18 protein-coding genes are annotated in these 18195 nt (G+C 69.3%); 10 read left to right on the forward strand and 8 right to left on the reverse strand.

All coding sequences use genetic code 11. The features are described 5' to 3' along the window. The 3 genes from pdeM to ACT54R_RS23820 form a co-directional block, all read right to left on the reverse strand. Window positions 1–702, reverse strand: a complete 702-nt coding sequence (gene pdeM, locus ACT54R_RS23810) for a ligase-associated DNA damage response endonuclease PdeM (protein ID WP_476331046.1) — start codon at window positions 700–702, stop codon at window positions 1–3. A gap of 67 nt (window positions 703–769) precedes the next feature. Then, window positions 770–1231 (reverse strand): NUDIX hydrolase, encoded by a 462-nt coding sequence (locus tag ACT54R_RS23815; protein ID WP_476331382.1) that lies wholly within the window; start codon window positions 1229–1231, stop codon window positions 770–772. 5 nt (window positions 1232–1236) lie between these two features. After that, the gene (locus tag ACT54R_RS23820) at window positions 1237–3417 is read right to left on the reverse strand and encodes a primosomal protein N' (protein WP_476331049.1); all 2181 of its coding nucleotides are present in this window, start codon (window positions 3415–3417) and stop codon (window positions 1237–1239) included. 85 nt (window positions 3418–3502) lie between these two features. Here ACT54R_RS23820 and obgE point away from each other — a divergent pair, with 85 nt between their 5' ends. The 9 genes from obgE to ACT54R_RS23865 all read left to right on the forward strand — a co-directional run bounded on the left by obgE (window position 3503) and on the right by ACT54R_RS23865 (window position 11202). Then, window positions 3503–4540, forward strand: coding sequence for a GTPase ObgE (gene obgE / locus ACT54R_RS23825; RefSeq protein ID WP_168457127.1), 1038 nt, complete (start codon window positions 3503–3505; stop codon window positions 4538–4540). Window positions 4541–4721: 181 nt separating this feature from the next. Then, window positions 4722–5906, forward strand: a complete 1185-nt coding sequence (proB, locus tag ACT54R_RS23830) for a glutamate 5-kinase (protein ID WP_476331053.1) — start codon at window positions 4722–4724, stop codon at window positions 5904–5906. Between the two features lie 144 nt (window positions 5907–6050). Further along, complete coding sequence (locus ACT54R_RS23835; protein WP_476331056.1) at window positions 6051–6998, forward strand: hypothetical protein; 948 nt, start codon at window positions 6051–6053, stop codon at window positions 6996–6998. 182 nt (window positions 6999–7180) lie between these two features. Further along, window positions 7181–8422: a glutamate-5-semialdehyde dehydrogenase gene (locus tag ACT54R_RS23840; RefSeq protein WP_476331385.1), complete on the forward strand. Its 1242-nt coding sequence runs from the start codon at window positions 7181–7183 to the stop codon at window positions 8420–8422. Beyond that, window positions 8419–9063, forward strand: a complete 645-nt coding sequence (locus ACT54R_RS23845; RefSeq protein ID WP_476331059.1) for a nicotinate-nucleotide adenylyltransferase — start codon at window positions 8419–8421, stop codon at window positions 9061–9063. Before ACT54R_RS23840 ends, ACT54R_RS23845 begins: the two co-directional genes overlap by 4 nt. A 145-nt stretch (window positions 9064–9208) precedes the next feature. Continuing rightward, on the forward strand, window positions 9209–9589 hold the full coding sequence (gene rsfS / locus ACT54R_RS23850; protein WP_168457132.1) for a ribosome silencing factor: 381 nt from the start codon (window positions 9209–9211) through the stop codon (window positions 9587–9589). Window positions 9590–9622: 33 nt separating this feature from the next. After that, window positions 9623–10105 carry a 23S rRNA (pseudouridine(1915)-N(3))-methyltransferase RlmH gene (gene rlmH, locus ACT54R_RS23855; protein WP_476331062.1) on the forward strand — a complete coding sequence of 161 codons (483 nt, stop codon included), beginning with the start codon at window positions 9623–9625 and terminating at the stop codon, window positions 10103–10105. A gap of 146 nt (window positions 10106–10251) precedes the next feature. Continuing rightward, entirely contained in the window at window positions 10252–10377 is a 126-nt protein-coding gene (gene ykgO, locus ACT54R_RS23860; RefSeq protein ID WP_024276737.1) for a type B 50S ribosomal protein L36, read from the forward strand. Window positions 10378–10512: 135 nt separating this feature from the next. Then, a complete protein-coding gene (locus tag ACT54R_RS23865; RefSeq protein WP_476331065.1) occupies window positions 10513–11202 on the forward strand; it encodes a tetratricopeptide repeat protein in 690 nt (229 codons plus the stop codon). A 6-nt stretch (window positions 11203–11208) separates the two neighbouring features. Here the strand turns inward: ACT54R_RS23865 and ACT54R_RS23870 are convergent, their stop codons facing one another. Continuing rightward, entirely contained in the window at window positions 11209–11778 is a 570-nt protein-coding gene (locus tag ACT54R_RS23870) for a DUF1036 domain-containing protein (protein WP_476331068.1), read from the reverse strand. 35 nt (window positions 11779–11813) lie between these two features. After that, window positions 11814–12746: a DMT family transporter gene (locus ACT54R_RS23875; protein WP_476331071.1), complete on the reverse strand. Its 933-nt coding sequence runs from the start codon at window positions 12744–12746 to the stop codon at window positions 11814–11816. Between the two features lie 201 nt (window positions 12747–12947). On the opposite strand from ACT54R_RS23875, the gene ACT54R_RS23880 reads away from it, so the two are divergent. Then, window positions 12948–13211 carry a DUF2312 domain-containing protein gene (locus ACT54R_RS23880; RefSeq protein ID WP_029876550.1) on the forward strand — a complete coding sequence of 88 codons (264 nt, stop codon included), beginning with the start codon at window positions 12948–12950 and terminating at the stop codon, window positions 13209–13211. Between the two features lie 31 nt (window positions 13212–13242). Here ACT54R_RS23880 and ACT54R_RS23885 read toward each other — a convergent pair whose 3' ends face one another. The 3 genes from ACT54R_RS23885 to ACT54R_RS23895 all read right to left on the reverse strand — a co-directional run bounded on the left by ACT54R_RS23885 (window position 13243) and on the right by ACT54R_RS23895 (window position 17962). Further along, entirely contained in the window at window positions 13243–14682 is a 1440-nt protein-coding gene (locus ACT54R_RS23885) for a peptidoglycan L,D-endopeptidase MepK (protein ID WP_476331074.1), read from the reverse strand. 457 nt (window positions 14683–15139) lie between these two features. Then, the gene (locus ACT54R_RS23890) at window positions 15140–17140 is read right to left on the reverse strand and encodes a L,D-transpeptidase family protein (RefSeq protein ID WP_476331077.1); all 2001 of its coding nucleotides are present in this window, start codon (window positions 17138–17140) and stop codon (window positions 15140–15142) included. Between the two features lie 96 nt (window positions 17141–17236). Beyond that, window positions 17237–17962, reverse strand: a complete 726-nt coding sequence (locus tag ACT54R_RS23895; protein WP_476331080.1) for a response regulator — start codon at window positions 17960–17962, stop codon at window positions 17237–17239. Window positions 17963–18195: the final 233 nt, after the last annotated feature.

Here is an 18195-nt window from a genome sequence, read left to right on the forward strand (position 1 = left end):
TCAGAGGCAGGCCGACGCAGGCATTCCATACGTTCGGCCTGCGCCCAAAAGGTGGGCGGTGAAGCGTCGCGCCGGGAATAGCCGGGCGATGGCGGGATCGGCGACGCTCAGCCCGCCCGTGTAGGCGCCGAAGGCGGGCAGGATCATGCGGCTGCCGTCGGTGACGAAACACCGCCGCCGCACGCCCCGTCCGCGCGTGACCACGCGCGCCGCCGGGTGCAGATGTCCGGACACCTCGCCCGGCGCGGGTCCCTCTTCCGGCTCGTGGCGGAAGAGAAGGGGACCGAGGGCGAGCATGGCCGTGCCCTCGCCGCCAAGGTCGTGGGGCAGGGGATCGTGGTTGCCGGCGATCCAGATGAAGGTGCGGCCGGTCTGGATGCGCCGGATCTCGTCGCGAAGGGAGTCCGCCATGCGCTCGCCCGCCCAGCGGTCGTGCAGGCTGTCGCCCAGCGCGATCACCATGCGCGGCTGGTGCAGGGCGACGACGGCGGAGAGGCGCTTCAGCGTGTCGAGTGTGTCATAGGGCGGCAGCATCTGGCCGCGCCGCGCGAAGGCGGAGCCTTTCTCGAGATGGAGGTCCGCCACCACCATCAGCCGCTCGTCCGGCCAGAGCAGGGCACCGGAGGGGTCAAGCTCCAGCTCCGCCCCACGGAGGTCGATCCGCGCGAGGGAGAGGTCCGCTGATTCGGCGAGGGCGAGCATGGCGGCGGATTTTGCCCAACGGCGCGCCGCGAGCAAGCGGAACGGTAGTGCCGGCATTGAGGCACCATCACCGCCAGAGGCCGGCCTCCGCGAGCATGGCGGCGACATCCTGCGGCCACACCTGCTCGGCGAGGGCGGCCAGCGCGTCCCTCGTCCACCACGCATGATGCACCAGCGCCTTGCGCTCATCTTCCGACCAGCCGGCCGACGAGACCACGAGACCGGGCGCGCGCACGAGGTAATAGCGCTCCCGCGAGCGCACGGGGCGCCCGTCCGGCATCATGAACGCGACCTCGCGATGGGCGACGGCCGGGCCGGGGTGGGCGATCGCGAGGCCTGTTTCCTCCCGAAGCTCGCGGCAGGCGGCGGCCTCGTAGGTCTCGCCCGGCTCAAGACCGCCTCCGGGCGGGGCCCAATAGACGTTTCCGGCCAGCGCGCCGTCGGCATAAGCGAAGCGGAACAGCAGCAGCCGGTCCTCGGCGTCGAGCACGAGGAGCCGGGCGGCAGGGCGATCGATGGCGTCGTCCATGGCGCTCACAGGAAGCTCTGCGGGTCCACGTCGATGGCGACCTTGATGTTGCCCGTCACCTTCGGTGCGACGGACCGCCATTCCCGCAGATAGGCCGGCAGATCAAAATTGCGCGGCGAACGCACCAGAAGCCGCCAGCGATGGCGTCCGCGCAGCAGTGCCAGGGGGGCTTCCGCCGGGCCGAGGATGCGCACCTCCGGCACGATGGGTGCGGAGGCAATCAGGCGCCGGGCATGGCCTTCCGCCACATGGGCCTCGCTGGCCGAGACGATGAGCGCCGCCATGCGGCCGAACGGCGGAAGCTGCGCCTCCTCGCGGGCGGCGATCTCCACGTCGTAGAAGGCGTCGCGATCGCCCGTCACCAGGGCACGCATCACCGGATGCTCGGGCATGTGGGTCTGGATAAACCCGCGCCCCTCCGCCTTGCCGCGCCCGGCGCGTCCGGCCACCTGATGCACCAACTGGAACGTCCGCTCGGCGGCGCGCGGGTCGCCATGGCCGAGGCCCACATCCGCATCGATGACGCCCACCAAGGCGAGGCCGGGGAAATTATGGCCCTTGGCGACGAGCTGGGTGCCCACCACCACATCCACGTCGCCCTTCGCGACCGCATCGAGTTCGGCGCGCATCCGTTCCACCCCGCCCAGCAGGTCCGAGGAGAGGACGAGGGCGCGGGCATTTGGAAAGAGGGTCTGGACCTCCTCCTGGAGCCGCTCCACGCCGGGCCCGACGGGTACAAGGCTGTCCGGCGCATCGCAGGCGGGGCATTTTTCGGGAACCGGGGCCTGATAGCCGCAATGGTGGCAGGTGAGACGGCGGCGGAAGCGGTGCTCCACCAGCCAGGCGGAGCAGGAGGGGCAGCGCATCCGGTGGCCGCACGAACGGCACAGGGTGAGCGGCGCATAGCCCCGGCGGTTGAGGAACAGGAGGGCCTGCTCGCCCGCCTCCAGCGTCGTGTTGATCTCCGCTTCCAGCCGCGGCGCGATCCAGCGGCCGCGCGGCGGGCCTTCCTTGCGCAGGTCGATGGGGGAGAGCCCGGGCACCTTGGCACCGCCGAAGCGCACCGGCAAAGCCAACCGTCGGTAGCGTCCGCGCCGGGCATTCACCTCTGTCTCGATGGAGGGCGTCGCCGAGGCGAGGACGATGGGCGCCGAAGCGAGGCGCGCGCGCACCACCGCCATGTCGCGGGCGTGGTAGCAGACGCCATCGTCCTGCTTGTAGGCCGGGTCGTGCTCTTCATCGACGATGATGAGGCCGAGATCCCGGAACGGGAGGAACAGGGCTGAGCGTGCCCCCGCCACCACCTTCACCTGTCCAGAGGCGACTTCGTTGAGCACCTTTGCCCGCCGCCGGGTGGACACGCCGGAGTGCCATTCCGCCGGCCTCACGCCGAAGCGCTCGGTGAAGCGGTCGAGGAAGGCCTGGGTGAGGGCGATTTCCGGCAGCAGGATCAGCGCCTGCCGCCCGGCGCGGATTGCTTCCGCAACCGCCTCGAAATAGGTCTCGGTCTTCCCGGAGCCGGTCACGCCGTCGAGCAGGTGGACGGCAAATGTCTTCGCCTTCACCGCCGCGACCATGGTCGCTGCCGCCTCCGCCTGCGGCTGGGAGAGTTCGGGCACGGAATGGTCGGGATCGGGCGGGTAGGCAGCGGGCTCGGGCGGCAGAACGACAGCTTCCAGCGTACCGTCATCCACCAGCCCGTCCACCACGGAGGGGGAGACACCGGCCTCCCGAGCGGCCTCGGTCTTCCCGCGCACGAAGCCGTCGGCCAGCGTGTCCAGAAGCCGCGCCCGGGCGGCCGTCATGCGCGCCGGCGCCGTGCCGGTGAGCCGTACCCCAACCCGCTCGCGCGCCGCGCCCGGGCTTTCGCCGTGCCGCAGCGCCATGCGCAGCACCATGCCGCGCGGCGCGAGCGTGTAGTCGGCCATCCAGTCGATGAGCCTGATGAGGTCGGGCGGCAGCGGCACGTAATCGAGCTTGGCCTTCACCGCCTTGAGCTTGCCGGCCTCGACCGCCTTGCCGCCGGCTGCGTGCGCGCGCGGCCAGACCACCCCGATGACGCTCTTGGTGCCGAGCGGCACCTGCACCAGGTCGCCGGGCGACACCTCCATCCCCTCGGGCAGGAGGTAGGAATAGGCGGCGTCGAGGCCGAGGGGCAGGAGGACATCGACGGTGCGCGGGCTCATGTTCGTCTTTTGGTCCGGCGCGCGGGAAAGGTCAAAGGGGGTTTCTCCCCTTGCGTTCCAGGTTGCGCGCGTCTACCTCGAACCCATGAAATTCCTCGATCAGGCCAAGGTCTATGTGCGCTCCGGTGACGGCGGGGCGGGGTGCGTCTCGTTCCGGCGCGAGAAGTTCATCGAGTTCGGCGGTCCCGATGGCGGCGACGGCGGGCGGGGCGGTGACGTGTGGATCGAGTGCGTGGACGGCCTCAACACGCTGATCGACTATCGCTACCAGCAGCATTTCAAGGCCAAGAAGGGCGACCACGGCAGGGGCGCCAGATGCACCGGCGCCAAGGGCGCGGACGTGGTGCTGAAGGTGCCGGCCGGCACCCAGATCCTCGATGAGGACGAGGAGACCATCCTCGCCGACCTCACCGAGGTCGGCCAGCGCATCAAGCTTCTGGAGGGCGGCAACGGCGGCTTCGGCAATGCCCAGTTCAAGACCTCCACCAACCAGGCGCCGCGCCGCGCCAACCCCGGCCTCGAGGGGCAGGAGCGGTGGATCTGGCTGCGGTTGAAGCTCATCGCCGACGCCGGTCTCGTCGGCCTGCCCAATGCCGGCAAGTCCACCTTTCTCGCGGCAACCACGGCGGCGAAGCCCAAGATCGCCGATTATCCCTTCACCACGCTGCATCCCGGCCTCGGCGTGGTGCGGGTGGACGGGCGCGAGTTCGTGCTCGCCGATATTCCCGGGCTGATCGAGGGTGCCCACGAGGGCGTCGGCATCGGCGACCGTTTCCTCGGCCATGTGGAGCGCTGCCGCGCGCTTCTGCATCTGGTGGACGGCACGTCCGAGCACGCCGGCAAGGCCTACAAGACTGTCCGTGCCGAGCTTGCCGCCTATGGCAACGGCCTCGACGAGAAACCGGAGATCGTTGCCCTCTCCAAGGTGGATGCGCTCTCGCCCGAACTGCTCAAGCAGCAGAAGGAGCGCCTGCAGCGCGCGGCGAAGAAGAAACCGCTGCTCCTCTCCGCCACCTCAGGTCAAGGCGTGCCGGAGGCGCTCAGGGCGCTTCTTGCGGTCGTGGAAGAGGCGCGCGGCGTCGAGAAGGAAGAGGCAGCGCCGCGGGAAGGGTGGCAGCCTTAGGGCGCCTTGCGGATCCGCTCCATCGGCTGACCGCGGACGGCCGGGCTTGAACATCGGGCAGGCTATGGCCTATGCCGTGGCCAAGGCGCATGACGTGCCGCTCCTCTTCAAGGGGGATGATCTCTCCCGCACCGACGTGCGCCGTCCGCACGCCTGACGTGCCTTGCCGGTTCACAAGTCCATGGCTTCCCCCGAGACCGCCTCCCCCGAAACTGCCGTTGAAGCGTCTTCCGACGCGCAGGCGAGGACGCCAGCCTTCGCCGATTTCCGCCGCATCGTCATCAAGGTGGGCTCGGCCCTTCTGGTCGATCGCGCGCAGGGGCGGGTGCGTCTTGCCTGGCTGACCTCGCTGGTGGAGGACATTGCCGCGTTGCACGCCAAAGGCTGCGAAGTGCTGGTGGTCTCCTCCGGCGCCATCGCGCTGGGGCGCACCGTGCTCGGACTTCCGTCGGGCCCGCTGAAGCTGGAGGACAGCCAGGCCGCCGCCGCCGTGGGGCAGATCGCGCTCTCCAAGACCTGGGCGGACATCCTCGGCCACTACAACATCACCGCCGGGCAGGTGCTGCTGACGCTGGGCGACACGGAGGAGCGCCGCCGTTATCTCAACGCGCGCTCCACCCTCGGCCGGCTGATGGAGCTGCGCTCCGTGCCCATCATCAACGAGAATGACACGGTCGCCACCGCCGAGATCCGCTACGGCGACAACGACCGCCTCGCCGCCCGCGTCGCCACCATGGCGAGCGCGGACTTGCTGGTGCTGCTCTCCGACATCGACGGCCTTTACACCGCCCCGCCCGCGCAGGACCCCAACGCGACCTTGATCCCGGTCGTGCCGCGCATCGGGGCCGAGATCGAGGCGATCGCCGGCGATGCCGGCTCCGAGCTGTCGCGCGGGGGCATGCGGACCAAGATCGAGGCCGGCAAGATCGCCACTTCCGCCGGCACCCACATGGTGATCGCCTCCGGCCACGTGAAGAATCCGCTCAAGCGCATCATGGAGGGCGGCCGCTGCACTTGGTTCCTCACCTCCGCCAATCCGGTGCGTGCCCGCAAGAGCTGGATCGCCGGGGCGCTTGAGCCGCGTGGCACGCTGCATCTCGATGACGGCGCAGTGGCTGCGCTGCGGCGCGGGGCGAGCCTGCTGCCGGCCGGCGTGAAGCGCATCGATGGCCAGTTCGACCGCGGCGACGCCGTGGTACTGCGCGGCCCCGACGGCGCTGAAGTCGGCCGCGGCCTCGTCGCCTACGATTCCACCCACGCCGCCCGCATCATGGGCCACTCCACCTCCGAGATCGAGGCGCTGCTGGGCGTGAAGGGCCGCTCCGAGATGGTGCACCGGGACGATCTGGCGCTCGGGGTGGAGTGAACGTCACCAGCACAACGAGATACCGCTAGGGAAGGCACTTAAACCGCTCGACAGGTTGTGTGCGGCGGGATAGCGGTTGTGATCGCGGGGGCGAGGGGCGCGCCTTCGCCCGTCGCCCGCGTCGCCTCCCACAGGCGACCCGCGATGGCGCAGCGCGTGAAGTTTCCCGTCTTCGAGGCGCTCAAATTCACCTATCGGTGGACGCTGACTGTTCTGAGCAAGCATTGGATCGTGGTACTGATCTATGCGGTCGGAACCCTGGCCTGGAATTACGTCGGTGTCATCATGGTGGGCGATGTGGTCCAGTCCGGACGGGCGCCAACGACTATGGCGTTCTTGAAAATCTACGGGCTATACGCAGTAGAGGGCTTCGCCTATATCTATCTGGCGTTGCTGACCCATAACGAAATCCTGCGTGGATCAGGCGGCTTCAATGCCGAGACCATGGGTCCGCTCGGCATTCGCGGCCTCACATACCTTTTCGATTCCCTTGTCTTGCTTCTGGCAACTCTCATTCTGGTGATGCTCTCCGGCGCCGTGATCGCTGCCATCGTTGCTCTCGCCCGAATCGGAAGCGGGTCGACATTGGTTCTCTTCGTCGGCGTGCTTGCCGTTTGGCTTGTCGGGATCGGTGTCGTCACCCGGCTGAGCCTCAGGCTGCCGTCGCGGTCGATCGGCCAGCCGATGCCATGGAACGACGTCTGGCGCCTGGGGCGCGGAAATACCTTGCGGCTCGTCGGCGGCACATTGCTCCTCTCGCTCGCCATGCTGGCGGCCGTCATTGTCGTGGTGCTCCCCGTTCAGTTGCTCTTCGGCTCGCTTTCGGCGACGGACATGCACGTCGTATCGCAGACGAAATCCACGCCCCTCGGGCCGCTTCACTTGGAAATGCGGTCGTTCGAGACGCCCGGCATGCCGTTCATCCCGGCCCTCATCAACGGGCTCCTCTCCAGCATACTGTCTGTCATTGGCGCGATCGCTCTCGCCGCCTATATCTCGCTCGCCTTCGCGTATCTCCGCCAGGTCGCCGAGGACGCCCCATCAGCTCCGCCCATTGATCGGGACCCCAACGAGCCGCCCGAGGACTTCTGACCCTCCGCGCCCACCTGTCGCACCCGGCGGGCAATGTGCTAGGGAGAACCTGCGCCCCCATATGAGGGGCAACGTCCTGTCCTGCTTTCGAGAGTCCTCCCATGTCCACCGCCTCCGCCCTCCGCACCGATGCCGCCGCCACTGCGGGCCGGCCCGTGCCGCCGGCGGAGCTGGAGGGGGTGATGCTGGCCATGGGCAAGCGCGCCCGCGCCGCCGCCCGCAGCCTCGCCCTCGCGGCGCCCGAGGTGAAGACGGAGGCGCTCAAGGCCGCAGCCGCGGCGATCCGTGAAGCGGCTGACGACATCCTCGCCGCCAACGCCATCGATGTCGCCAAGGCCAAGGTGGACGGCATGACCGGCTCCTTCCTCGACCGGCTCACCCTTACCCCCGCGCGGGTGGAGGCCATGGCCGCGGGCGTGGAGCAGGTGGCGGATCTGGCCGATCCCATCGGCCTCGTCACCGAGCGCTGGACCCGCCCCAATGGCCTCATCATCGAGCGCGTGCGCACGCCCCTCGGCGTCATCGGCGTCATCTACGAGAGCCGGCCCAACGTGACGGCGGACGCCGCGGCTTTGTGCCTGCGGGCCGGAAATGCCGTGATCCTGCGTGGAGGTTCGGACAGCCTGAATTCCTCCGGCGCCATCCATCGCGCCTTCGTCGCCGGGCTCACCGCTGCCGGCCTGCCCGAGGATGCGGTGCAGTTCGTGAGCGTGCCGGACCGCGCGGCCGTGGGCCACATGCTGGCCGGCCTCGGCAACACCGTGGACGTGATCGTGCCGCGCGGCGGCAAGAGCCTCGTCGCCCGCGTCCAGAGTGACGCGCGGGTGCCGGTGTTCGCCCATCTCGACGGCATTAATCATGTTTATGTGGACAAGGCCGCCGATCTCGACATGGCAAAGACCGTGGTGCTGAACGCCAAGATGCGCCGCACCGGCGTCTGCGGCGCCGCCGAGACGCTGCTGGTGGACCGCTCGGTCGCCGGAACACATCTCAAGCCGCTGGTGGAGATGCTGATCGACGCGGGCTGCGAAATTCGCGGCGATGCCGAGGTGCAGGCGGTGGATGCGCGCGTGAAGCCGGCGCTCCCCGAGGATTGGGACACGGAATATCTCGACGCCATCATCGCCGCGAAGGTGGTGGATGGGGTGGGCGACGCCATCGCCCATATCGAGGCGCACGGCTCCCACCACACCGATTCCATCGTCACCGAGGATGCGGCGGCGGCCGATCGCTTCCTCGCCGAGGTGGACAGCGCCATCGTGCTCCACAACGCCTCCACCCAGTTCGCCGATGGTGGCGAGTTCGGCTTCGGCGCGGAGATCGGCATCGCCACCGGGCGGATGCATGCGCGCGGGCCGGTGGGCGCCGAGCAGCTCACCTCGTTCAAGTACCGCATCCACGGGTCGGGACAGACCCGTCCGTGACGTCGCCCGGCCCCGGGGTGGAGCCCGTGACGCCGCGCGCCGCGCGGCGTCTGCCCTTCGTCACGCCGGGGCTGCGCGTCGGCCTGTTCGGGGGCAGCTTCAATCCGGCCCATGACGCGCACCGCGCGGCGAGCCTCCTCGCCCTGCGACGGCTCGGCCTCGACCGGGTGTGGTGGTTGGTGACGCCGGGCAACCCCCTGAAGGACAACCGTGCTTTGCCGCCGCTGGAGGAGCGCATCGCCGTCGCCCGCGCAGTGGCGCGCCATCCGCGCATCGATGTGACCGGCTTCGAGGCCGGCATCGGCACCCGCTACACCTATGAGACGCTGGCCTATCTGGTGCGGCGGCTGCCGGGCGTGCGCTTCGTCTGGATCATGGGGGCGGACAACCTCGCCCATTTCGATCGCTGGCAGCACTGGCGCGGCATCGCCGACCTCGTGCCCATCGCGGTGGTCGACCGCATGGGCCAGAGCCTCGCCGCGACCGCCTCCCCTGCGGCGCAGGCGCTGGCGCGCTACCGGCTCGGCGAACAGGAGGCGCGCCTTCTGGCGGACTGCGCGCCACCCGCGTGGGTGTTCCTCCACGGGCTGAAATCCCCCCTGTCTTCAACGGGAATCCGGGCCGCCCGGGGGGCACGGTAAGCGTGCCGGAACGGGCCCGTCTGCCACACGTCTTGAAAATTCATTGATTTGCAGGCATTCTGAGGGGGTGCGACGGTTTGGACCGTCGCCTTGAGCGAGAGGATTTGGACCCCTGTCCACGACGGCACTTCTGGCGGCCGCTGAGATGACACCGCCCGCCACGGTTTCAGACGCCAAGGTTTCCGAGGCGCTTCCCGACGCTGCGGAAATCCTCGCCCTCGTCCAAGCCCGGCTGGAAGACGACAAGTCCGAGGACATCGTCTCCATCGACCTGCGCGGCAAGACCTCCATCGCCGATTACATGGTGATCGCCTCCGGCCGCTCGCAGCGGCACGTGGGCGCCATTGCCGAGCACCTCATCGAGGCGCTCAAGGCGGTGGGGATCAAGCACGTTCGGGTGGAAGGCCAGCCGGCCTGCGACTGGGTGCTCATCGACGCGAACGACGTGATCGTCCACGTTTTCCAGCCCGAGGTCCGCAGCTTCTACAACATCGAGAAGATGTGGGCCGGGACGCCCCGCTCCTGATGCGGTTTTCCGTCCAGGCGGGCCTGTGACGACGTGCGCCTCGTCCTCGCCTGTGTCGGCCGGCTGAAAGCCGGCGCCGAGCGGGACCTTGTGGCCCGCTACGTGGATCGCATCCGCCCCGCCGGCCGGCCCCTGGGCCTCGGTCCGTGCGACATGATCGAGATTGCCGAATCTGCCGCCCGCCGCGCCGAGGACCGCATGGCCGAGGAAGCGACGGCATTGCTTGCGGCGCTGCCCGCCGGAGCCGGGCTGGTGGTGCTCGATCCGCGCGGACGCAACTTCTCCAGCGAGGACTTCGCCCGCCGCATCGCGGCCGAACGGGACGGCGGCCTTTCGGCCCTCGTTTTCGTCATTGGCGGCGCGGACGGCCTCGGCGACGAGGTGCGGGCGCGGGCGTCCCTCATGATTGCTTACGGCACGGCCACGTTTCCGCACCAGCTGGTGCGTGTCATGCTGGCAGAACAGCTCTATCGGGCGGTCACCATTCTCGCCGGGCATCCCTATCACCGGGCCTGATCGCCGGGGGCGCGAATCCGCCGCTCGCATTGACATCCCCGTTCCGGACCCTTATCACGCCGGCTCCGATCCAATTCCCGGTGTCGATAGGCCGCGCGGCAAGCGCGCCGCGGTCGGCTCCGAATTTCGACACGAGCGAGTTTGTCATGAAGATCCGCAATTCCCTGAAGTCGCTGCTCGGCCGCCACCGCGAGAACCGTCTCGTGCGCCGCAAGGGCCGCGTCTACATCATCAACAAGACCCAGAAGCGCTACAAGGCCCGCCAGGGCTGAAGCCCGGCCTGAGCGCCGCCGGACTCAGGTCAAGGCGGCGGTCTTGAGCAGATGTGATCTCTTGCGCCGGCCCGGGGCCTCCCCGCGGCCGGCGCAACTGTTGACGGCGCGTGCAACGCGGCGGAGACTTCGCCGATGAACTTCCGCGCGATGCCTCCCGTCCCCGCCAGCCGCACGCTCCGTGCCGCGCGTCTCGGCCTCGCCGCCGCTCTCTTGATCGCGATCTCCGGCGGCCTCGCGCAGGCGCAGCAATTGCGCGGCGACAAGGCGATGCCGCAACCCGGCCCTCCGTCCGCCAGCCCGTCCGATTCCGCTCCTGCGCGTCCGCGCCTGCCGAAGGACAAGCGCACCCAGGTGGAGGGCCTGTTCGCCGCCCTGAAGGTCGCCCCCGACGATCGCAGCGCCAAGATGATCGCCGACCGCCTCGACCAGATTTTCGGCGATTCCGGCAGTCCCAGCGCGGACCTGCTGATGGCCCGGGCGGCCGCCGCAGCGGAGGCGAAGGAGACGGATCTCGCCCTCCAATTGCTGGACGCGGTGATCGAGATCGAGCCCGACTATATCGGTGCGCTCAGTCGCCGGGCGACCATCTTCTACCTGCGCGACGACTATGGCTCGGCCCTCGCGGACATCCGGGAGGTGCTGGCGCGCGAGCCGCGCCATTTCGCCATGCTCTACGGTCTCGCCCTCATCATGCGCGACCTCGGCGACGACAAGCGCGCATTGCAGGCTGTGCGGCAGGCGCTGGCGGTCAATCCCCGCCTCGATGGCGCGGGCGAGCTGGAAGGCCAGCTGACCATCAAGGTGGAGGGGCGCGGAATCTGATCCGCCTCAGGGTTTTGCCCGCGGCGCCGGTGGCGGCAGGGGGGCGGGACCCTGTCCCTGCTTCGCCTGGTTCGATTCGGTGAGCTGCACCGTCCAGGACTTCTGCTCCTGCGTGTCCACCTCGAAGAAGCCGGTGCGGTCGAAGCCACGGGCGAGGCAATCCTCCGCGCCCTTGATGGTGAACTCCTTTTCCCGGGTACACATGTAGGCTTTGCCGGCCCACTCGCCGCCCTGGTCGTAGTCGACGGCGTAGAGGTAATAGAAGCGCGCCGAGAGGTCTCCCCGCAGCAGCGTCTCGCAGCTGTTGGCTGCCACGTTCCACCAGCCTTCCGTGGCCCAGGCGTCGCCGTCCTTGTAGCCGAGCGCGATGCCGACCCGGCTCTGGGTGCGGTTGCACAGCCGGAACTCGGCGGCCGCGGGCGTGGGGATGAGCGTGATGCCGATCCCGAGTGCGAGGGTGGTGCCGAGCAGAAGCACGAGGCTTCGCGGCGTGGGATTCACCCGCCGGCCCGGCGCGCGCGACGCACAGGGTTCGGGCATGCCGTCGAAGCGGGAGGGCGTGGCAGCGAAGGGCATGATGAGATGTTGTGTGCCCCGTGGGCGCCGGGGCGTCAATGCCTGCCCTCCCGGTACCCGGTGCCGGACGCATCCATCCCGGCCTCCCCCGTGCGGGCGCGACGCGCGCGCGGACGGGCCACCACGATCCCGGCGAGGATCAGCACGCCTCCGGCGGCCTGAAGCGCCGTGATCGGCTCAGCCAGCAGCAGCGCGCCGAGGGCGGCGGCAGAGGCGACCTCCAGGAAGAAGACCAGCGCGCCGAACGCCGGCGGCACGGCGGCGAGGCCCACCGCCATCAGCCCCTGTCCGCCCACCTGCGAGACGAGGGCCAGCGCCACCAGCGCTGCCACACCGCCGGTGCTGGCCGGCCACAGGGTCGGCTCCGCAACGAGGGCCACCGCCAGCAGGATCAGCGCGGTCGTCGCGGTGGAGATGAGGGTGACGGCCGCGGCGCCGCGCGAGGCCCGCGCCCGGCTCACCGCGAGGAAATAGCCCGCGAAGAACACGGCCGTCGCCAGCCCGGCGGCGTCGCCGGGCAGATGCTGCGGATCGAACTGCCACGAGCGCCCCACCAGCGCCAGAGCCCCCGCGATGCACAGCGCGAGGCCCATGAGGCCGGCGGGCGACACCTTCTGGCGCAGCACCAGCACCGCGAAGGCGGTGATCCACAAGGGCGAGGTGGTGGCCAGCACCGTGGCGTTGGCGACAGTGGTGCCGAGGATGGCGAGATGCCAGAAGAACAGGTCTCCGGCGAAGAAGGCGCCAGCGAGGAGCGAAAGCCGGTCGGGCTGGAAGGCGCGCGTCCCTTCGGCAAGCGCCGCCCAGAGGGCCAGAGGCGGCAGGGCCAGCCCCACCCGCCAGAAGGCGCTGGCGAAGGGTCCGACGTCTGCAAGCCGGACGAACAGCACCGAGGCGCCCATGGCCAGCGCCCCGAGCGTCAGCATCAAGGTACCGAACGCCAAGGGGAAGGAGGGCGTTCTGCTCACGAAAGTTCGTCCGCGCCCGGGTCTCGAGCCACTTGTGGATCACGGGCGGGGTGGAAAGCGGGGACGCATCCTTGACGCGCGGCGTCCGGCCCGCCTCTATCAGCTTTCCCCCCGGAGCCATCACGGCTCCACCCTTTGACCTGCGCGCCGGCCCGGCATGGCCTCGACGGACGCGCGGCGGAACCCAAGGAGACCGTCCAGGTGGCGGAAGACGTTTCAGATTCCCCCGCGGGCTTTGCCAAGGAACAGCTCAAGTCCTTCATCGAGCGCATCGAGCGGCTCGAGGAGGAGAAGAAGGCCATCGCCGACGACATCAAGGACGTGTTCGCCGAGGCCAAGGCCAACGGCTTCGACGTGAAGGCGCTGCGCACGATCCTGAAAATCCGCAAGGAGGACGTCGACGAGCGCAAGGAGCACGAGGCCATCGTCGATCTCTATATGCAGGCGCTGGGCATCTTCGTCTGACGGCAGCGGGCGCAGGGGGCGCCCGCGCGGATCACATGCGCTGGCTGTTGTAGGCCACCTGGGGCGCACGGAACACGTAGGTCGGCAGGTCCGCCACGGCGGTGCCGGCGAAGCGGGCCTTGAGGCCGAAAGAGCCATCCCTCGAGAACGCTGTCGCCACCACTTCACGCGGCGGCGCCATGAAGGTCGCCAGCTGCCGCATCTCCGGCACGCGCAGATAAAGCTCGTTGGAGAGGCTCGGCGACAGGAACAGCCGCCCGAAGGCAATTTCCGAGAGCTTGGTGCGCTGCCGGCCGGTCGTCGGGGCGCTGGCTGCCGCCACCGGCGTCGTCGCGACAGGTGCCGGCGGGTGTGCGTGGGCGCCGGCCATGAAGCCGCCGGTGAGCGGCATGCGCTGATCCATCATGGAGCCGGCGGACGCATAGCCCAGAACCGGTCCGGTCTCGCCATCGGTACCGCGCGTGATGACGGAGGGCAGCGGCACCGGTGCCGAGGCGAAGCTGGCCGTGCGCGTGTCGCGGTCGGCCTCCGCCGGGCGGGGCAGGGGCAGCGGCGCGAGGAAGCCGTTCCGCGTCGCCTGGGCGCTGACCATGGCGCCGGCGACGAGTTCAGCCGGGCGGGTCGGGGGAACCGGCATGGTCGCGGAAGCCGTGCGCACCGCGCGAGCGGGCGCGGACGCCGGCGCGTCGCGAGAGGCGGCCTCTTCGCCGGACGCGACCGTGGAGGAGGCGGCGGTCGGGGTTTCGCCGCCCTCGTCGTCGTCCGCGTCCTTCTTGCCGAACAGGCTGGCGAAGAAATTCTTGCCCTTGCCGGCATCGGCCACGGCGACGCCGGGCTTCGAGCCGCGCGCCTGGATTTCTGCCAGCGCCACGTCGTATTTCGCCAGCGGCCGACCGTCGGTCGGCACATGCACGGTCTTGCCATCGGGGAAGACGCGGGCGAGCTGGTCGTGGGTCATGCGCGGCCAGTGGCGCACGTTGCCGGTGTCCATGTGGACGAAGGGTGAGCCGGAGGTGGGATAGAAGCCGACGCCGCCGCGCTGGAGCCTGAGGCCGGCCACGCGCAGGTCGGTGAGGTTCACGCCGGGGATGTAGAAGTCCATCGCCTTGCCCAGCATGTGCTGGGAGAATTTCGCCACGCCGCTGGAGCGGGAGCGCAGCATGGAATTGGTTTCCGGCGAGCGATAGGACGAGACGATCTGGATCGGGGCACTGGCGTCCACCTCCCGGTAGACCTCCCAGACGATGTCGAACAGATGCGGGTCCATCTGGGTCGACTTCTGGTTTCGCCAGTCGCGCAGGAAATGGTTCAGCTCGGCGAGCACGGCCTGATCGTAGCGGCCGTCCTTCTTGAAGGTGAAGCTGCCGCTCTCGCCGGAATGGGTGTGGTGCAGGGTGATGGTGCGGGTGTCGCCATTGGCGACGGCATTCTGCAGCGAGGTGGTGCCGGCGAGGAGGAGGCTGGCGGCCATTGCGAGGGCTGGCAAGGTCGCCTGAAAGGCGGACCGACCGCGCTGGCCGCTCATGCGGCGCGTGTGGCGGACGGTTTCAGGCGCGGTGTGGATGGCCAATGTCTCGAACCCGAGGCTCAGATTTCAAGGACTTCGCGATGTGTTGCCGCGAAGCGATGGAGACGGAGTCTTGTCGGGTTCGGTTAAGGGCGTGTTGACGCCCAGCTCCCCCAGCTCCCCGAGGTCGGCAGATGGCCGGCGCCTCGGGTCACGGTCCCGTGAGTAGCGGCGGAGTATGGCGAAAACGTGCCAGGCGTTGCGTTGGGCTGTGGCCCTGACGCATCAGGCAAGGGGCAGCAGTGCTGACTTTCCGGCAAAAATCGCGGCAGGTTGACGCGGATCGGGCTGCGACAAAGAGGCTAAGCTATTGATCTAAAACAAAAGGCCCGCCGAAGCGGGCCTTTGCAGTGCGGAATGCTCAGCGCGCGCGGGGCGCCGTCTTGGGCGCTGTGCCGTCGGCGATTCGCTGCTTGCCGTCGAGGCCCAGGTAGGTCTTCGTGGCCGCGTTGATGCCGTAGAGGTCCTCGCGCATCACGAGGCGGCCGGAGCCGTCCACGACGGCATTGAAGTATACGATGTGGACCGGAAAGCGCTGCTTCAGGTTGATGTAGCGCTCCGAGCCGCCAAACATCTTGGAGATGCGCTGCTCGCTCCAGGTGTCGCCAGGCAGGCCCATGTTGAAGATGACCTCACCGAACTTCAGCGGCTCGTAGACGCGCACGCAGCCGTGGCTGTAGGCGCGGCGGTCGTTCTGGAACAGCGCCTTGGATGGCGTGTCGTGCAGATAGACGGAGTGGTCGTTGGGGAACATGAACTTGATGCGCCCCAGCGCGTTGCGCTCGCCGGGGTCCTGGCGGAACGAGTAGCCGCCCGAGCCGTTGCGCACCACCTGGATGCCGCGACGGGCGAGGGCGCCCGGATCGCTGCGCAAGAGCGGCATCATTTCGTTGCGGGCGATGCTCGGCGGGATGTTCCAGGCCGGATTGACGACGATGTACTGCATGTCGCGGGTCAGCAGCGGCGTCGGCGTCTCCGGCTTGCCCACCACCACGCGGGTTTCATGGATCACCCGGCCGTCCTGGTTGATGCGCACCATGAACTCGGGAATGTTCACCATGACGTATCGTTCGCCGAGGTCGCGCGGCAGCCACCGCCAGCGCTCCATATTGGCGATCACGTCGTTGCGCAGGCTCCCGCCACCGCTGGTGGCGCCCACATTGAGCGCGGCGAGCGTCGCCGGCCCGATGATGCCGGTAGGCTTGATCTTCGCCGATTCCTGGAAGGCCTTCACCGCCTCCACCAGCGCCGGGTCGTAGACGAGATCATCTCCCGGCCTGCCCGCGATGCCGAGGCGGGCGCGCAGGGTGGGCATGCGCGGGTCGCTGGCACCGGGCTTGACCTGGGGGCCAGGGGGAATGGCGGGGATGGTCGGCGCGCTTCCATTGGCCCTGGCGAGCTGCGCTTTCAGCGCCTTGTAGCCCGCATGGGGCGGGTTGAAGGCGGCGAGCGCGGCGTTGGCGTCGGGCGCGTAGGCGACCTTGGTCAGGGCCGCGGTCGGGTCCGGGATATCGCGCACAGGGGTGACCAGCGACGAGATGCGGCCGGGATCGAAGCGGCCAGACTGCGCATGGCGCGCATAGGTCATCGCCGCGACGGCGATCTTCAGCTCGGTGCGGGCGAGATCGGCGGCCGTGGCACCCTTCTTGGGCAGGGGGACCTGATAGTCGGCAGGGTCCAGCCCATCCTCGCCGGCCGCATCGAGGCGGGCGATCACGGCCTTGCCGCGCGCATCGAGGCCCGTGTCGGTGACGAACACCGGCATGGTCTGTCGGGCGCCGTAGAAGGTAGCGAGCGCCTCCTGTTCTTTTTTGGAAGAGGTGACGGTCTCGGGCGTGGCGAGGAGCGTGGCGATGGCCTCGCTCACCGGCGCGAGCGGGTTTGCGGCGACCGCAGGCTGCGGCGCTGGCGTGGGTGTCGCCGCCTGGACGGGGGCAGGCTGGGCAGGAGTTGCGGGAGCCGGGTTGGACTGGGCCGATGCGGGCGCTTGAACCGAGGCCGGTGCTTGACCGTCACCAGCCGAATCGACGCCGCCGCGAACCGGGCTCGCAACTGAGGCGGGAGCGGCGGCACGGGGCAGATATGCCGGTGCAGCCGGCGATGCGGCTGCCGGGGGCATGGACGGGCTGAGGGGAGCGGCTGCGTTGCCTGCGCCGTCGATGCCGCCGGTCGCGCGGGTGCTGGCGGGCGCGGCATCGCTCGCGCCGATATCCCCCGTGCCCATGCCGGCATTGGCGGTGACGGGAATGTCGCCCGGTGCGGCGGCGGCCGGGGCGACGCCGAGGGAGAGACCCACCAGGCCAGCGCTCATCAGCCGGCACAACGTGCCCGCGACGCTAACCTCACGCTGCGCGATACCCATTGTGCTCTCCTCGCCTCCACCCGCTGTGTTGGTGCCGTGCCGGGAGGCTTCGATCAACTCACAAGCTTGGGCGAATGCCGGGTTTATGGTGGCTTGTCACTCGGCAGCAACAAATTGTGCCGCTGACGGTTCCATCGGATGGTTTTCATCTACCTCTGTCTCGCCCAGCTCGGCGAGCTTGCGGTAGAGGGTCGAGCGGCCGATGCCGAGCCGGCGGGCCACCTCGGCCATCCGCCCACCATAGAGGTGGCAAGCAAAACGGATGGCTTCCGCCTCGATCTGGTCGAGCCTGCGGGCGTGGCCGGAGGCGTCAAGCCGGGCGAACGCAGAGCCGATCATCTCCTCGCCCGCGTACTCCTGACGCGCCTGCACCGCTGCCGAGGGGAAGGCGATCACATTGTCCTGAGCTGCGGGTGACGGAGCCCGCAGCGGGGCCGGTCGGCCGCCCGCTGCGGCCCGCGCGAGCGCCACCGCATTGCCGAGTGCCACCTCCAGGCGCAGCGCGCCGGCCGGCTTCACCACGAAATCGCGGGCTCCGGCCCGGATGGCGCCGTTGGCCGCGTCGAGTCCCGCGGGCGTCACCTGAACCACGACAGGGGTCGCGTCACCGCCTGCTGCGAGGGCTGCCAGGACGCCCATGCCGTCGAGCCCCGGCAGCACGAGGTCCAGCAGCACCGCGTCGAATCGCTCCGTCGACAGGAGGGCGAGGGCGTCGTCGCCGTCATGGGCGACGGTGCAACGGTAGCCCATTCGGGTCAGCGCCTGTTCGAGGCGGCGCGCCTCATCGGAATCGTCTTCGACGATCAGAAGGGAGGAAGACATGGAGAGGCGGGCGACTCAGGCTGGCAGGGATTCGTCAGCGAGATTGGGCGGCGATGGTTAAGAACCCCTGACCCAAATCCTCCTGGGCCGCGGAAGTCCGAAAGCCCGTCCACCGACCCGGCTTGCGGCGCAGGGCCATTGCGGCGATTTTGTCCGCCACGATCGAGAGCAAGAGCGGGTGCGGCCGAAACGGACCGCGCCGCCCGTTTCCGGAGGTTCCATGCCGCACACTC

This window comes from Xanthobacter sp. DMC47 (genome assembly GCF_056313845.1).

Bases quoted from the DNA above. Each gene is read 5' to 3' on its own strand.
- proB (WP_476331053.1), top strand. From the start codon at position 4,722: ATGGCTTCCCCCGAGACCGCCTCCCCCGAAACTGCCGTTGAAGCGTCT.
- ACT54R_RS23820 (WP_476331049.1), bottom strand. From the start codon at position 3,417: ATGAGCCCGCGCACCGTCGATGTCCTCCTGCCCCTCGGCCTCGACGCC.
- ACT54R_RS23835 (WP_476331056.1), top strand. From the start codon at position 6,051: ATGGCGCAGCGCGTGAAGTTTCCCGTCTTCGAGGCGCTCAAATTCACC.
- ACT54R_RS23895 (WP_476331080.1), bottom strand. From the start codon at position 17,962: ATGTCTTCCTCCCTTCTGATCGTCGAAGACGATTCCGATGAGGCGCGC.
- ACT54R_RS23890 (WP_476331077.1), bottom strand. From the start codon at position 17,140: ATGGGTATCGCGCAGCGTGAGGTTAGCGTCGCGGGCACGTTGTGCCGG.
- obgE (WP_168457127.1), top strand. From the start codon at position 3,503: ATGAAATTCCTCGATCAGGCCAAGGTCTATGTGCGCTCCGGTGACGGC.
- ACT54R_RS23865 (WP_476331065.1), top strand. From the start codon at position 10,513: ATGAACTTCCGCGCGATGCCTCCCGTCCCCGCCAGCCGCACGCTCCGT.
- rsfS (WP_168457132.1), top strand. From the start codon at position 9,209: ATGACACCGCCCGCCACGGTTTCAGACGCCAAGGTTTCCGAGGCGCTT.
- ACT54R_RS23870 (WP_476331068.1), bottom strand. From the start codon at position 11,778: ATGCCCTTCGCTGCCACGCCCTCCCGCTTCGACGGCATGCCCGAACCC.
- ykgO (WP_024276737.1), top strand. From the start codon at position 10,252: ATGAAGATCCGCAATTCCCTGAAGTCGCTGCTCGGCCGCCACCGCGAG.
- pdeM (WP_476331046.1), bottom strand. From the start codon at position 702: ATGCTCGCCCTCGCCGAATCAGCGGACCTCTCCCTCGCGCGGATCGAC.
- ACT54R_RS23885 (WP_476331074.1), bottom strand. From the start codon at position 14,682: ATGGCCGCCAGCCTCCTCCTCGCCGGCACCACCTCGCTGCAGAATGCC.
- ACT54R_RS23815 (WP_476331382.1), bottom strand. From the start codon at position 1,231: ATGGACGACGCCATCGATCGCCCTGCCGCCCGGCTCCTCGTGCTCGAC.
- ACT54R_RS23840 (WP_476331385.1), top strand. From the start codon at position 7,181: ATGCTGGCCATGGGCAAGCGCGCCCGCGCCGCCGCCCGCAGCCTCGCC.